The organism is Nonomuraea sp. NPDC050404, from assembly GCF_040655495.1.
Classification (GTDB): Bacteria; Actinomycetota; Actinomycetes; order Streptosporangiales; family Streptosporangiaceae; genus Nonomuraea.
The window spans coordinates 115,352-130,461 of record NZ_JBFAKB010000006.1 but is presented as its reverse complement, the minus strand read 5'-3'; the positions used below and the strand labels follow the sequence as shown (position 1 = coordinate 130,461).

Sequence of the window (15,110 nt, the reverse complement as noted above, 5' to 3'; positions counted from 1 at the left end):
TATGCGGCTGCCGATAATTACATTCATTCAGGTCATATAGGCCTTCGCGCGGCCTGCGCGAGCTCCGACCTGTGGATCCGGATCCGATCGCTCGGGTCGAGCATCAGGTTGCGGGCTTGCTGGGCGACCCAGCCGACGGTTGGGTTCGCCGTGACCCCCAGCACGTGGACCCGCCGGGTGGCATGCTCGACCACGGCGACGCAGTACAGCCTGTGGGTGCCGAATATGGGTTCACAGGGTTTGACCTGGGGTTTTGCTGTGTTCGATGGCTCGGCTCTGGCAGGATCGCAGGATGGCTCTGCGGCTGCTGTACTTGGTCGTCCTGCGGGTATTCGGCTGGATCGCGCTGCTCGCCCGATCACAGGCGTCCAAGGACGCAGAGATCCTGGTGTTGCGGCATCAACTGGCTGTTCTCCGCCGCCAGGTGGCCGTGCCCCGGCCGTCGTGGGCGGACCGGGCGATTCTCTCCGCCCTCGCGCGACTTCTGTCCCGACGACGCCGATGTCACCTGTTCGTCACACCGCGCACGCTCCTGCGCTGGCACGCCGCCCTGGTGAAGCGACGCTGGACCTACCCCAGGCACGGGCCGGGACGGCCACCGATCCGACCCACCCTTCGTGCCCTGGTGCTGCGCCTGGCCGCCGAGAACCCGGGCTGGGGATATCGGCGCATCGCCGGTCAGATCGCCGGCCTGGGCCGGAAGGTGTCCCCGGCCACGGTGTGGGCGATCTTGAAGAGGGCCGGCCTTGATCCAGCTCCCCGGCGCGGTGATTCGACCTGGGCTCAGTTCCTCAAGGCCCAGGCGTCCGGGATTCTTGCTTGTGACTTCTTTAGTGTGGAGACGGTCATGCTCGCGCGTCTGTACTGTTTCGCCGTGGTCGAGCACGCTACCCGTCGCGTGCACGTGCTGGGGGTCACGGCGCGGCCGACCGCTGGCTGGGTCGCCCAGCAAGCCCGCAACCTGATACTCGACCTGGGGGATCGGATCGGCGACTTCCGATTTCTGATCAGAGACCGGGACAGTAAGTTCACCGCTCTGTTCGATGAGGTGTTCACGACCGAGGGCATCCGCGTGGTGCTCACAGCACCTCAGGCTCCTCGGATGAACGCGGTCATGGAGCGGTGGGTGGGCAGCGTACGCCGCGAGTTACTCGACCGGATCCTCATCATGAACGAACGCCACCTGTGCAAGGTTCTCGCCGAGTACGAGACCCACTTCAATGGGCATCGTCCGCACCGGGCCTTGCAGCAGGCCAGTCCGCTGCGGGCGCTGCCCGATCCGGTCGACGCCGACATCGAGGTCTCCCGGCGGGACCGGCTCGGCGGTCTCCTCCATGAATACGCCCAGGTCGCATGAGGCGACACGATATTCGGCACCCACAGGGTACGCCTGCGCCGTGACGGGCGTTGGGTTCGCTGAGCTGAAATTTCATTTCCACATGAAGGCGTTTCTGCGGCCGGGATCCTGCCACTTTAGGAATGGCCGGGAAAATGCTTTCTGCCCCGGAGTCCCGCTCGGTGCGGTCACGACTGGCGACCCTCCGAGAAATTCTGTAGGGTCGGCGCTGGATGGTCGATGTTCGACTGGGGCTTGCGAAACTATCACCCAGGATGGAAGGTCTCTATGATCAGCGATCACCATGATCCCCATCTATTCCCGGTCGCGATCATCGACCCACTCCCGGCTTACGCGGTCGGCCTTGTGAGTGCCTTCGCCGAGGCTGGTTTCTCCGCCGAGTGTCCCACCGACCCGCCCCGCTGGACAGAGCGGCACGATCGCTCGGCCGTCGTCATCACCATGGATCCTCCGTGCGACGAAGAGCTGCTGCAACGTCTGGTGAAGAGCGATCCGGAGCTGTGGATCACCGTTCTGGTGACCCACCCGAGGTTGAGCGGGCTACGCCATTTCTGGGGCATGGGAGTGCACTCCGTCGTGGACCGGATGACCCGCCCCCAGGTCATCGTCCGGACGGTGGAGCTCACCATGGCCTCGCACGCCGTCGTACCCATGGCGATTTTCGAGTCCATTGCCGAGAAGCTGCTCAAGGCATCCGACATCGACCTGTCCGAGCAACATGTGGCGTGGCTCGAAGCGCTCGGGAGAGGGGCGCGGATCTCGGACATCGCGCAAGCTTCCGGCTATTCCATCAGGGAAATGCACCGGCTGCTCGGCCAGCTCTACCGAACCCTCGGCGTCAGCGGCCGGTTCGAGGCCATTGCCCTGGCGGCGAGGTCCGGGATCATCTGACCCATCCATCCGGGGATCGGCCCGCCCGTCAGATGACGCCGAGCCGGGCTGCCGCCATCAGCGCCGAAACGCGATCACGCGTGCCCAGGGCGCGATAGACCGTCTGCAGCTTGCGGTGCATCGCCCGGGGTGAATAACCCGCCTGGCGGGCCAGGTCGCTGATCGTGTGACCCGCCGCCAGCGCGGCGAGCCACTCCACATGCTGCGAGCTCAGGTCCATCTTCATCTTTTCCACGACACAGCGCGCCAACGCCACCGGGACGTGCGACGGCACCACCATATGGCCGTGCACGGCGGCCGTCAGGGCGATGGAGGCCAGATCCGGATGAGCGCCGCGGTCGACCACGGCGTGGCAGCCCAGGTCGAGGAGCTCGTTCAGGTGGGCGGAAACGAGCTGTGACGACAGCGCCACGATGATCAAAGCATCGTTGGCGTCGCGCACCTCGCGGACCAGCCCCACCTCCGACGGTCCCTCCACCGTGACCAGGGCGCCGTGGATGTCGTCGCGCTGGGCCCAGGCCGCCGGATCGCCTGCGACCTCTTCCGGCAGGTAACCCGCGTTACGCAGCGACGATGCGACCCCCGCCCGATAGGCGGGGAGCGGGTCCACGATTGCGACACGCATGGAAACCTCTCCTGCGGGAGTCGGCACGGGCCTATTGGATGACCCGATCCTAGGTTGCCGACATGGAATATGAATCAATAATGGATTGGCGTTGAGTCGCCGCCGACCGTTGGATATGGTCGCCGGTCGGCGCGGGAATGTAGGGGTTCCGGTTGGCAATGTAGCGCAAATATAGGGCGCGAAGGTGCCACCTTGCGGCATTCCATCTCTCTGGTACGGACGTTCATGCCTCTATTGACTGAGATGGCCATGATCCTCAGGATGTTTTCGGGAAGCGGAGCAGGCATGAGCGGGCTTCAATATTCCGTGCTCGGGCCGCTCGGGGCATACCTTGGTGAGCGCGCCGTTCCTTTGGGCGCCAGACGGCAGCAGGCCGTCCTGGCGATCCTTCTTCTCCATCTCAATCAGGCGGTGAGCATCGCACGCCTGCTCTCATGCGTATGGGGCGAGCAACCTCCGGAAGGGGGCCATCGCGTGATCGCCTGTTATGTGCACCGACTGCGTAAGGCGCTGACCGCCATGACCGGCGAAGCCGGAACAGCCCTGATTCAGTCGGTGCCCGGCGCCTACCAACTGTCGGTCGGTGAGAACGCGCTCGACCTCACCGAGTTCGACCGCTTGACGGCGACCGGCCGCCGTGAGTATGCGGCTGGAGACGAGCGAAGGGCCGTCGCCACCCTGCGGCAGGCGCTGTCGCTGTGGCGCGGCGACCCGTTGAGCGGCCTGCCCGGGCCCTTCATCGCCCTCCAGCAGGTGCGCCTGCGGGAGTACCGTACGGAGGTGCTGGTGGACTGCCTGACAGCCGAACTCGACTGCGGACGGCACGCGGCGGTCGTCGCGGACCTGACCGGGCTCGCGGCGTCCTACCCGCTCCATGAACGCATTGCCGGACTGCTGATGGTGGCCCTGTATAGGTGCGGCCGCAGGGGTGACGCACTGGCCGCGTTCCAGCGGACACGTTACGAACTGAAACAGCAAGGAGCCGGCATCGAGCCGAGCAGGCACCTGCGCGAGCTGCACCACCGGATACTCCAGTCCGACCCGCTCCTCACCCGTCCGAGACGAGAGGCGGCGACCCCGTGCACCCTTCCCCGCCGGATCTCCCGGTTCGTCGGCCGCTCGGTGGAGCTCGACTGGCTGGCTCGATCGCCGGAGGGTGTCACTGTCATCCACGGCCCCACGGGCGCCGGCAAGACCACACTCGCCATCTATGCCGCCCATCGGTCACGCGAGCACTACCCCGACGGGCAGCACTTCGTGGACCTGCGCGCCGGCGCGGGTGTCCCGGTGGAAACCGCCACGTTCCGTGCCGCCGCTCACCTGCTGCGGGTCTGCGGGCACGGAACCGCAGCCGATCCGCTCTCGGCCTGGCGGACGGCCGGACGCGGAAAGCGGCTGCTCATCCTCCTCGACGACTGTGCGAGCGCCGGTCAGGTGGTAAAGCTCCTCCCTCCGGGAGATTCCGCCCTCGTCCTGGTCACTAGCCGCGTCAGCCTGCACGATCTGCCGGGCGCGCGCCGTCTCAGGCTTGCGGGCATGAGCGGAGAAGAGGCACGCATGCTGCTGGCCGGTACCCGTACGGACCTGCCGGGGGATGAGCTGGACATCATCGCCAAGGAGTGCGACTTCCTGCCCTCCGCCTTGAGCCGCTACAGGCATCTCCTGGCGCATCGCGGTAGCTGGCCGCTCACAGAGCCGCGGCCAGGAAAGCGTTGATCTCCTGCCAGCTCTGCTCGGCCGCGGCGGCGCCGGGAGCGGGTGCGCCGCCGAAGTCGAGGACCATCCTCGCGGCTGGAGAGAGCCGGAGCGACGGCGGGAGGGAGGGCAGGGCGTAGGGGAAGGCGACGAAGTGGCCGGCGCCCGGGTAGACGCGGTGCTTCGAGGTGTAGGGGTGGTCGTGCCGGGCCAGGCGGTCCATGACCAGCTCGCCGTACCGCTCGGAGGGCCAGAGCCGGTCGTCGGTTCCTGACAGCAGTAGCACCGGCCCCGCGATCCGCTCCACCTCGATGGCGGCGCTGTCCATGACGGCGCTGTCGCGCAGCGCCCGCTCGAAGATCGGGCGCTGCGCGATGGGCCTGCGCAGCAGCCACCCGCGCATGAATCCGAAGAAGGAGCTCGCGGTCATCTTGCCGGGCACGAACGGCAACGCCTCTCCGTCCAGCTGCCAGGCCGGTTGCGTGTAGTCGGTGTAGTTGGTGGTGAGGCCGCACTGTCGTACGCTGCTCGGCGCTCCTGCCACGACCGCGGCCACTCGCTCGTCCATGGAGCCGAGCTGGAGTGCGAGTTCTCCACCGCGGGACAGCCCGACGACCGCCACGCGCTCCCCGGTCACGTCTGGCTGCTCGATGAGCCAAGTGATCGCTTTGAGGAAGTAGCCGAGGTCGATCCGGTGCAGGTGGGCGGGCCGATCCTCGACTCCGAAGTAGCCCAGTGAGAGCACCGTATACCCGCGTGCCGCCAGCAACGCCGCGGCATGATCCTGCTGTCCGCCGTCGGAACCACCGACCACGATCACTCCCGGCGCCGCGCCGCGCCGCGAGTACACCGTGCCCGATAAGCCGCTGTGGTAAGAGACGGTCCGCTCTTCCACGTCCGGGTCGGTGAAGGTGCGCTCGAACTGCGTCTCGGCCGGTTCGGTCCCGTCGCTCTCCACGACGAGCGACATGCGCAGCGGGATGGGCTTGCGGCGGGCGAAGAACGCCTCCTGGGGCGGCTCGACCGGCCGCATCGACCACAACAGACCGGCCGGGTCGACCCCTTCGTACGTACCCTCCAACGGCGCCATGACCGTCGCGTCCACGCCGCCTTGGGCGTCGGCCCGGAAACGCGCCCATGACTCCCAAGCCCGGCATTCGCCGTCTGTGGTATGTACCCGCAGAACCGCCTCGGCTCCCGGGCCCAGTCCGGTGGCGGCGAGCCTCACCGGCTCGTCCAGCCTGCTCACAGTGGGTTCGGCGATTGGTTTCGTCGGTTCGGCGGCCATTACGCGGTCCCCTCGGCTGAACGTTTGCGCCGTCGGGCGAAATATCTCACAGCCAGCAACAGGACGACAGCTTCCCCGGTGAGAATGATCGCGGCAGCCGGCGGCCCGAATCGCTCGCTCAGCGTGGTGAACCACATGGTGATCAGCAGGGTCGCCAGACAGAGACCGAAGGTTGCGGAGACCAGCCCGTATGTCAGGTAGATGAGCCGTGCCCGCCGCGGGTATGCCTCGCCTGAGCCGCCGGGAAGCAGCCGCCGGGCCAGCCGGCGCAGATAGCGTGCGCTCTCCGCCCGCAGGTTCACCACACCGAGCGCGTGCGTGAGCATGTAGTACCCGTCGAGCTGGAGGAACGGCACCAGGTTGACCAGCGCCGACATACTGCCGAACAGCAGCACCCCGGCGACTGCCTCCCGCGCCTGCGTTCCGACCGGCAGGCCGTACAGGGCCCAGAACGGCAGGAGGACGACCAGGCTCGCGAACACTCCCGCGAAGGCGGTGTACACCCCGTGCCTGCTCCGGTGGAAGAGCACCGCGTCGTCGGCCTTGCAGTATGGAGCCAGCAGGGGAAAGCGCCAGAGCAGGCCGATCTCCGGCACCTGCCCTCCGTAGTGTTTACAGGTGAGGCCGTGGGCCAGCTCGTGCAGGGCGAGCATGGCCCAGCCAAGGACGGCCACGGTCGCCGCCGCGGCCGGGTTGGTCCAGACGCGCGTTGCTTCCGCGTACAGGACGGGCAGGTGGAAGGCGAGCCACGCCTCCAGGGCCACTACCGCGATCAGCGAGGGAATGACCACCCACGGCCGAAAGCACCAGCGCAGCGATGGCTCGATCCGGGAGAGCAGGCGGTCGGGGTCGAACAGGGGCAGGCGGGCGCGGAGCAGTGAGTTGTTGCCTCGGGACTCGGCCCGCGCCCGGGTGGCCAGTTCCCGCATGGCTTGCTCGTCATCCGTGCCTGCCAGGAGCCGCCGGGCTGTGAGCAGAGCGAGGAGGTGCGTCCAGTGGTCGGGGCCGAGCCGGCGCTTGAACCGTTCGGCGTAGGCGGCCTCGATATCCTCGAAGGTGTGCTGCCCGTCCAGTCTGGACAGCACGAACACCTCCTTGGCCCCCATGGAGAAATACCAGCCGGTGCGACGGTCCTTGACGAAGTGCACCACTCGGGGCCCCTGCAGGAGCGGCGGCCCGACCGTCACGTCCGGCCGGAGCCTCGGCGCCACGGCCGGTGCAGTGGTCACGAGACCGGTCCTGTCCCCGTGACCTCGCGGACCGCCCGGCCCAGGAGATGGGCGAGGTATGCCTCCTCGTGAACACTCACGCCGAGCCGGTTGTTGGTCATGTGGAGATAACCGCTGAGCAGAATGCCCATCGCCAGGTCCGGTTCCGTGATGGGCTCCCTGACCTCGCTGTTCCCGCGGCTCTGGAAGACAAGCCGTCCTTCATGACTCAGCTCGGTGACCCGCTCGCGCAATTCGACTCCGTGGTCGGCCCAGTCCTGCAGGAAGGTGGCCATCTGGTTGCGCCGGCCCGGCTGCAGGGCGTCCAGGATCTCGGCCACCCTGGGGACGAGCGTGGCGGCCGTCTTGTCGTAGGCCTTCTCCCAGTTCGACGTCTGGTCGCCGAGCGGATTCGGGTAGGTGGCGGTCCAGTACTCCTGGTAGTAGTGCAGGAACCTGACCAGGGCCGGCGGGGTCGGTCTGAAGGCGTGGCACAGGATGAGGCCGATCTGCGCCGACAGCCCGAACATCACGCTCCGTACGTGTACGTTGGCCGCGGCCAGCAGTTCCAGGACCAGATCGCTGGAGCGCTCGAAATGCCACTCCGCCAGCCGCACACCATCCGGGCCGCCGTACCTGTCGTATTCGGGCTGATAAGGGATGTACGCGTAACTGTTGTTCTCCCGGATTGGCATGCCCGTCTCGCCGTACTGCTCCTCCCACTGCCGCTCGCCGTACTCGGTGATGAACATGTCCTTGTGATAGGCGGCCATCTCCCCGGCATCGAGGCGGAAGAGAGCCGGACGCCGGCCGAAGAAGGCATCGACGGCCGATTCGGCGACGGCGCGCACCTCTGTGGCGACGGCCGGGGTGGACGGCAGCATGCGCAGGCGGACGTGGGTGCCCTCCTGCCAATAGCGGATGAAGAAGTAACGTTGGATGAGTCGCCGCTCCCGCAGATCCTTGGTCAGGGGCGCCAGGCACTCGGTGAGCAGGGGGTTGGGGTTGCTGGCGTAGAAGATGTGCATGGGGAGCCAGGCGGCCCCGTCGAGGGTCTCGGTCACGACGTCCTCCCTCGTACGCCGTCGATCTCTACGGTCAGTTCGCTGACGTACTCGCGGCCGTCCGGCCGCAACCAGAGGTCACCCACATCGGGCAGCATTTCCACGAAGACCAGACGCCGGTCGGCGGACTTGACCAGATCGTCCAGCAGCATCAGGGAGAAGTGGCTGTCGAAGTCGATGAACTGAGGTTTGGCGGGACCCGCGATCGGCTGGTCGTCCTCCTGCCCGGATGATGTGTCGGGAGTGACGAAGACCCGGCAAGGAAGATCGTGCTCCCGGCGCCATCGCCTCCAGGCCAGGAAGTGGGCGGATCGGCTCTGCCCGGGAAGCGGTCGCGGCAGCCGGCTGGGATGGGCCTTCCACAGTCGCCGCTGGATGACGAGACTGCCGTAACGGACACGGGGATGCCCACCGATCGCGTCGTCTTCCAGCGGCTGGTCGGTTCCGCTCCACAGGTCGATCCTGGCCAGGGTGCTGTAGGAGAAGTTGAGCAGCAGCCGCTGGATCTCCGGCAGAGCCAGCGGCATCAGGAAGCCGAGGTAGACCGGGATGACCTCCCGGCCGAGCCTGCCGGATCGCAGCCGCAGCCGGCCGTCCGCCCCGTCCTCGATGAACAGGTCCTCGAGCGGCACCTGTTCGGCCTGCGGGCGGAAGCTGACGTCGCCCGGGCAAACGAGCTCGTACGGTGTCACGCGTCCGTGCAGGTTCAGGTTCGTGCTCTCGTAGCCGCCCTTGAGCTCGGCGAAGAGGGCGTCTTCCGGGCAGATCGCGGCCAGGTGGTCGCGCAGCCCTACCAGCAGGTCTTCGTCGAAACAGTGGCCGAACCGGGAGAACTGCAGGGTCAGCCCGCCGTAGACGCGATTGAGCACGGCGATGTGCCCGCCGCCCGGCCCTCTGCCGAGTTGCATGAAGAAGCACCGTGGATCCAGCGGCTCGGTCGCGGACGGCAGCCGGTCCGACACGGCGTCGATGAAGTCGTCGTCAAGAACCAGTTCCGTCATCCCCTGCGGCAGCTCTTGGAGGCGGGCGCGCATCTGCCGGATGACCTCTCTACGCGCGTCGTCGAGCGCGTCGATCTCGGCGAGGTACAGCGGATTCGGCCGGCCGAGGTATTCGTTGTCCTCGTCGAACTCGCGCCAGCGCATCGAGGTGCGCAGGTGCTGGTCGTAGAAGTCTCGGTGGAAGTCGTGCACAAACTGCACCACGTCGTCGCATCGGCCGCCCCTGCCGTGTCGCGCAAGGAAGAAACCCCTGGTCATGAGGCGTTGGGGCAACACCATGTCGAAGACCGGCAGGATGCGTGACAGCCCCTGCAGGTCCGGCGCGAGCATCGCCTCCCACGCTGCGGGATCGGCCTCTGCCTGCGTGCCGCCCAGGGTGACGTCCTCGTACAGCAGCGTTCTGGGAGCGGTGATCCGATGATCGCCGTCCGCCATCGTCGAGCGGATCGAGGAGAGCAGCGCCCGCCGCTCGGCCAGCGTCGCGGAGCGGTAGCAGCTGGTCGCGTCGGCGACCTTTTCGATCCGGCCGGCCAGTTCGTTGGCCCAGGGACGGTCAACCGTGCGCAGGCGCGCCGCGAACCCGCCGACCGGATCCGGCTCGTGGATATCCAGGTGGAGTACCGGTGCCACCAGCAGGCCGAGCCGCATAAGACGCGTCAGGTATGCCTCGACATCCTCCCTGGGCCTGCCGGCTCCCGTCAGCCGGTCGGCCAGCTCGCCGAGGCGCAGGCTCGCATCCGGGCTCAGGGACTCGAGTACGTCGGCGAGCATGCCGTGGTCGGGCAGGTAGAACAGGCTCTCGTGCAGGGCGTCCAGCGTGACCGGCGCGTCGTTGTCGCCCAGGGTCTGCTCACGGCGCACGTACCTGACCCGGTCCCGCTCCGTGCTCCACCCGGTGGTGAGGCGGACCGGCAGGTCAGCGAGCGCGCCGGTGTCGGCCGAGACGGCTTCTGCGACCCGTGCCAGCACGGCGAGGTTGAGCCGGGTGTGGCCGGCCTGCCCGGCCGGGGGCCTGTCCAACTGGAGCAACCCGGTCGCCGACGCCTGGAACCGTCCGAGCGCCACGGCGGTCAGGGTGCTGAACGGGCTGGTCTTGCACGCGGCCCGATAGACGTACTCGAGCAGCGACCGCTCCACCTTCCTGGCCCGCTTGCCCGGCGTGCCGGACCTGCTGAGGTAGGAATCCATGTACGTGTCGAGTGACGGAGACGACAGCAGGATGCCGTGCCGGAGCTCGGGCCGCGCCGCCAGCGTACGCAGATGGGCCCGGCCCGCCGCCAGATCGGCCTCCAGGATCTCCTCTCCGACCGGCAGCAACTCCTCCTGGGCCCGGCGCAGTTCCAGCCACTCCGCCAGCTCCATGGCGGTTTCCGCGGAGAGCACGGACGCCGCCGTCCCAGCGAGGCCGACGCGGGGTAGGCGGAGGTTGAACACGTCCCTGCGGAGTTCCAGGAGCGCCCTCCGGACGGCGTTGTCGGCCACGTAGCCGACGGCCAGGCCCAGCGCATCGGCCAGGGCATCCTTGCCCAGCTGCAGCCGGCGGTCCCGCTCGATGACCTCCTCCGCCCAGGCCACGGCATGGCTGCTACGCAGTGCGAGCGCGGCCTCGACCTCCAGCCCCGCGAAACGGAGCATGAAGAAGGGCGGAGAGACCCAGGTGGTTGTGTGCCGCCGCGATTCTACGTCTGTGGACATGCTCAACGGCTCCCAGCTCAGATGGTCAGGCGGTAGTCGATATCCGGAGCCTGCGCGCGCTCGTGGCCGAGCATGACGAGGATGAGCGGCCACTCGCCCTCGGCAGACCGCAGGCGCTCCCGCACGGACACGTTGTCGAAGCCGAGAACCGCTCCGCAGCCGAGCCCCGCCGCGGCGCAGGCGACGTAAACGGACTGGGTGATCGCCCCCACCTCAGCGTTGACCAGCCGGTAGGCACGGTCGCCGAGCGTGCTCATGACCTCGCGGGGACTCGCCAGCACGGCGATGACGGCAGCGGCCTGCTCCAGGTTGTAGTTGCGCAGGAAGTAGTTCCACTGCAGGAACCGGCCGACCGGACCGTGCTCCACGGCGGTGAGCGTGTGCGTGTTCCGGTCGTAGTCGTAGGCGCCCTGCTCCAGCCCTTCGACGTGGTTGACGAACAGCGCCAGCCTCGTGAGGGGATGCGGCAGCTCGGAGATCAGCCGAGTCGTGGCGGTCAGCGACAGCACGCCTCCCAGGTTCTCCAGGTCCAGTGGCGGGCTGCCGCTGAAGCATCCGAAGCTTGACCGGCGTGCCCTGAGGGCATCGCTCACTCGCATCTTCCGCAGTTCCGCGGGCGCCGTCGGCAGCGGCAGGCAGGCATCACCGGCCCTTCTGTCCCCCGTCAGCCGCGAGAAGTCCGGCGGCCGGGCGCCTTCCGCCACGATGGCCGCGTGGACCGCCTCGATCTGCGGGAACCGCACGACCTCGCGGGAGCGTTCGCGCTCTGCCTTGCCTACCCCGCCAGGCAGCAGGCCGGTGGTGATAGGGCCAGCACCGTCGGTCTCCCAACGCAGCGGTACGACCGCGAAGACGCTCTCGCCTATGGTGTCGAGACCGAGCAGGTCGTTCAGCGCGACTTCGTCGAACCAGAACGCCGGCTCCAGCCTCATTCCGCGCGAGCGGCACCACAGGTCCCACGTGCCCAGGACCGTGCCGATGTCCATGGTGACCACGTGGTAGCAGAAGGAGCTGTACTTGAAGGAGTTCTTCCAGAACTGCACCGACAGCAGCAGGAACTGGTCGGCGTCCCTGGCCGGAGCATGGTGCTGCGCGGCGGCTCTGATCCGGGCCGTCATGTCCCCTGCGAGCAGGCGGTCGAGGGCGTGATGCGGCGGCGAGTAGTGGTAGATGCCCGGCTGGATCTGCCCGCTGGACCCGGCCGCCAGGTAGATCTCCACAGGGTAGAGTCCGCCGCCCGAGGCGGTGCCGCGCCCCCACGACGCGTAGCCGTGCCAGGGCAGCAGGTGGCTGTCGTCGTTGCCGTTTGGCCGCATGCGCCTGGCGAGCAGCCCGTACGAATGTTGCAACATCGTGGACAATCCCGAGAGGTCGAACAGGCCCTGCTCGCCGCTGTCGGCTACGAGCAGGTCGCCCATCATGCCCGTTCGCGGCGTGCCTTCCTCGGGCAGCGGCAGGCGCCACACCCCCGGGTAGAACTTGTGGCGGGCCGGCCGGTCCTCCCAGTCCGGTGAGAAGCCGATCGGTTCCATGGGCTCGCGGCCGCGTCGCAGCACGGCCTCCACGTACTCCTGCGCCACCGCGCTCATCGCTCTGATGTCCTCTCGCCGGCCTGTCAGGGGAAGGGATGCGGGACCGCATGCAGGTCAGCCCGGTCCAGAACGCGTGGCCGCAGGCCGGCACGCCGCAGGGCGGTGCGGGTCCTGGGCAGGTGCAGCGCCCGCTGGCGGGTCCAGCCGAAGTCGATGGGCAGCAGTCCGGGCGCGATCACGCAGATCGTGTGCAGGCTCTCGGCCCGTTGCTCGGGGCTGGTCTGGTCGACGATGATCACGTCGAAGCCGTTGTCCACCAGGATGTCCTTGACGAAGACGAGGTCCTGGAGCAGGTCGCGGTTGCGCGGACGGGCGCGCTGCCAGTCTCCGTAGACGGTGTCCATGGACTGCTTCGTCCGCTCGCCAGCGAGCAGGAAGTCCGAGTGCCGGACCATCTCCGGCAGGCCGTGCAGAAGCGCGTGGTGACGCAACTCCTTGACCATGTGGTAGTCGGCGGACAGTGCCTTGGCCTCCGCCAGTTTGTCCTCCACACGCTCATCGAAGCCCGGCACGTACGACGCGATCTCGCACAGAGCCGCCCGGACCGCGTCCTCGGGGTCCAAACCGGCTCCCGCCGCGTAGCACAGCGTGCCGAGACCGCCGTCCTTCTTCACGGCCACTCCTGTGACCACGGGGATCGGGAGGTCGATGCGATTGTCGAAGAAACGCATCTCGTACCCGTCCGCCGCCAGGCGATCGACCATGATCTTTATTTCCGGGTCGGCGCAGGTGTACGGGTCTATCTCGGGCAGGGGCTGCTTGCCGTACCAGCACAGCAGGAAAGCGTCGCGCTCGATCAGCTCCAGCATGCCGTGCAGGGTCGCCTCCTCCACGCTGCCGCCGCCCGCGCAGCCGTTGGAGCACTCCATGACGAAGTCGCGCTCGCCCCCGAGGATCCCTCTGCCGTAGTAGGCCTGCTGCTCGGCCACCAGGATGGGGCGTTCGTCGCGTAGTGAGTAACCCCAGATCCAGCGCAGCATCGCATCTTCACGGAAAGGCACATGAACGGTCGAGGTGGCGTAATACTCGTCGGAGTACAGTCCGCACGCCCGCGGGTCCAGCGCCATGTCCTTGAAGTCGGCATACGTCCCGATCTCCTGATCTCGGAGGTCGCGCGGCCACAGCCCTGCGTATCTCTCCAGCCCCTCCATGACACCCAGTACACCGCTCGCGTCGAAGCGATTGGCGTGACCGCTCCAGAAGAACTCATGAAAGTCGAAGGGGCCACGCATGCGCAGCGCGCCGGTGACCGGCGCCGTCGTAGAGCTCTCGTAGGCGGGGAAGGCACCGAAGCCCAACGCACCGCACACCGGGTTCGCGTAGGCGTCGATATCGATGTCGTAGTTTAGTGGCGAGCGAAGGCGGTACGCGCCGGGTGACGGCTTCGGCTGGGTGGCCAGTGTGGGGACGGCGCCCGGTGCGGTGTCGGCGCGGGGAGTACAGCAGACGGGGCAGGTTGGATCCGCTATGAGGGTGTATGTCCGGATCTCTAGGGTGTCGAGCGCGAGCTGATAGACCTTTCCCCTGCCCGGCCGGATCGGCGTGACGTCGTTCGTGGCCTGCTCGCACAGCTCGGTGAGCACGTCCACGGCGAAGTCCGTGAGGTAGGGAAGGGGCCCGATCATCCGCATCGGGCCGTGCCTGCGTTCGAGGATGTGGCGCTCTTCATTAGGCCGCAGCGCCTGCCAGCGTCGCCCGAGGCAGCGGCCGCACGGCTGCCCACTCGCCGCGGTGCGCGGTCCCACCAGCGCCCAGCGTCCGGCCAGATGGATCGGGAGCTCTGCCTGCGCCGCTTTAGGCTCGCCGAGATCGTCGCCGAGCGCGTCTCGTACGCCCAAGGGGCGGACTCGGATGTCGGCCGGCGACCGAGCCCTCAGAATTCGTTCGATCTCCAGGCAACTGTCCTCGAGGGGAGTATCGCTGACCGATTCGACAGTCATACCGCATCTCCACGTGTACTGATGGTGGCCGCAGGTCGATGGCCCTTCGGGTCCATCGACCCACAGACCCTTGTTTCGATCGCTCATCGCATGGCGCGGGGCCAACGCGCGGCCCTCACCGGGTCACGGCTGACCGGAGGTCAGGATCAGCTGGACGACGACGAAGCCGAGGTGCTGCAGGCACATGTGCTGCCACAGCTCGAGCTGCTGGTGGCGCAGGTGCTGGACGTGCTGCAACTGCAGCAACTGCTGCTGCACCATGCGCCCAGGTCCTCCGCGACCTCCGCCATGTCCCTGATTTCGAACGTCTCCCCCTCCAGAGCGAGGAGCTCGTTCGCCAGAAGCGTTGTTTTCACGTGTCTCCCTTGATTCGTGAGCCTCAGCCGCTGGTGCTGGCGCACGTGCTGCCACAACTGCAACTGGAGCTGGTGGTGCTTGACGTGCTGCAGCTACAGCAGCTCGAGCAACTGCAACTGCTCGAGGTGGCGTCCATGGCGTCCTCGCCGAGGTCGCTCAGGACGTGGATCTCGAAGGTCTCGCCTTCGAGCGCCACGAGCTCGCGCGCCAGGTCTTTTACTGTCATGTGCGCAAAACCTCCTTGTGCTGTTCGGCCGGTCCTGTTCGGCTATCCACTGGTGCTTCCGCAACTGCAACTGGTGCTGGTGGTGCTTGACGTGCTGCAGCTACAGCAGCTCGAGCAACTGCAACTGCTCGAGGTGGCGTCCATGGCGTCCTCGCCGAGGTCGCTCAGGAC

Annotated in this window: 12 protein-coding genes; 4 read left to right on the top strand and 8 right to left on the bottom strand. The window is 67.5% G+C overall.

The window, feature by feature from the left end:
• The first annotated feature begins 292 nt into the window (after positions 1–292).
• Entirely contained in the window at positions 293–1,357 is a 1,065-nt protein-coding gene (locus AB0I81_RS17775) for an integrase core domain-containing protein (RefSeq protein ID WP_360657525.1), read from the top strand.
• Between the two features lie 267 nt (positions 1,358–1,624).
• Entirely contained in the window at positions 1,625–2,248 is a 624-nt protein-coding gene (locus AB0I81_RS17770; RefSeq protein WP_360657522.1) for a hypothetical protein, read from the top strand.
• 28 nt (positions 2,249–2,276) lie between these two features.
• Here AB0I81_RS17770 and AB0I81_RS17765 read toward each other — a convergent pair whose 3' ends face one another.
• Positions 2,277–2,873, bottom strand: coding sequence for a hypothetical protein (locus tag AB0I81_RS17765; RefSeq protein WP_360657519.1), 597 nt, complete (start codon positions 2,871–2,873; stop codon positions 2,277–2,279).
• A 243-nt stretch (positions 2,874–3,116) separates the two neighbouring features.
• Here AB0I81_RS17765 and AB0I81_RS17760 point away from each other — a divergent pair, with 243 nt between their 5' ends.
• Positions 3,117–4,589 (top strand): BTAD domain-containing putative transcriptional regulator, encoded by a 1,473-nt coding sequence (locus AB0I81_RS17760; RefSeq protein ID WP_360657516.1) that lies wholly within the window; start codon positions 3,117–3,119, stop codon positions 4,587–4,589.
• Here AB0I81_RS17760 and AB0I81_RS17755 read toward each other — a convergent pair.
• From AB0I81_RS17755 to AB0I81_RS17725, 7 genes are all read right to left on the bottom strand, one after another.
• Positions 4,561–5,856 carry an acyl-CoA thioester hydrolase/BAAT C-terminal domain-containing protein gene (locus AB0I81_RS17755; RefSeq protein ID WP_360657513.1) on the bottom strand — a complete coding sequence of 432 codons (1,296 nt, stop codon included), beginning with the start codon at positions 5,854–5,856 and terminating at the stop codon, positions 4,561–4,563. The two genes, AB0I81_RS17760 and AB0I81_RS17755, sit on opposite strands and share 29 nt — an antisense overlap.
• Positions 5,856–7,085: a M50 family metallopeptidase gene (locus tag AB0I81_RS17750; RefSeq protein ID WP_360657510.1), complete on the bottom strand. Its 1,230-nt coding sequence runs from the start codon at positions 7,083–7,085 to the stop codon at positions 5,856–5,858. The genes AB0I81_RS17755 and AB0I81_RS17750 overlap by 1 nt, the downstream gene beginning before the upstream one ends.
• Positions 7,082–8,128, bottom strand: a complete 1,047-nt coding sequence (locus AB0I81_RS17745; RefSeq protein WP_360657507.1) for a lantibiotic dehydratase C-terminal domain-containing protein — start codon at positions 8,126–8,128, stop codon at positions 7,082–7,084. The genes AB0I81_RS17750 and AB0I81_RS17745 overlap by 4 nt, the downstream gene beginning before the upstream one ends.
• A complete protein-coding gene (locus AB0I81_RS17740; protein ID WP_360657504.1) occupies positions 8,125–10,764 on the bottom strand; it encodes a lantibiotic dehydratase in 2,640 nt (879 codons plus the stop codon). Before AB0I81_RS17740 ends, AB0I81_RS17745 begins: the two co-directional genes overlap by 4 nt.
• 77 nt (positions 10,765–10,841) lie before the next feature.
• Entirely contained in the window at positions 10,842–12,413 is a 1,572-nt protein-coding gene (locus AB0I81_RS17735) for a SagB family peptide dehydrogenase (protein WP_360657501.1), read from the bottom strand.
• Positions 12,414–12,439: 26 nt separating this feature from the next.
• Positions 12,440–14,254: a TOMM precursor leader peptide-binding protein gene (locus AB0I81_RS17730; protein ID WP_360657498.1), complete on the bottom strand. Its 1,815-nt coding sequence runs from the start codon at positions 14,252–14,254 to the stop codon at positions 12,440–12,442.
• 225 nt (positions 14,255–14,479) lie between these two features.
• The gene (locus AB0I81_RS17725) at positions 14,480–14,617 is read right to left on the bottom strand and encodes a hypothetical protein (protein ID WP_360658630.1); all 138 of its coding nucleotides are present in this window, start codon (positions 14,615–14,617) and stop codon (positions 14,480–14,482) included.
• A 104-nt stretch (positions 14,618–14,721) separates the two neighbouring features.
• Between AB0I81_RS17725 and AB0I81_RS17720 the strand changes: the two genes are divergently transcribed.
• The coding region (locus AB0I81_RS17720) for a hypothetical protein (protein ID WP_360657495.1) at positions 14,722–15,110 on the top strand (389 nt) is incomplete at its 3' end.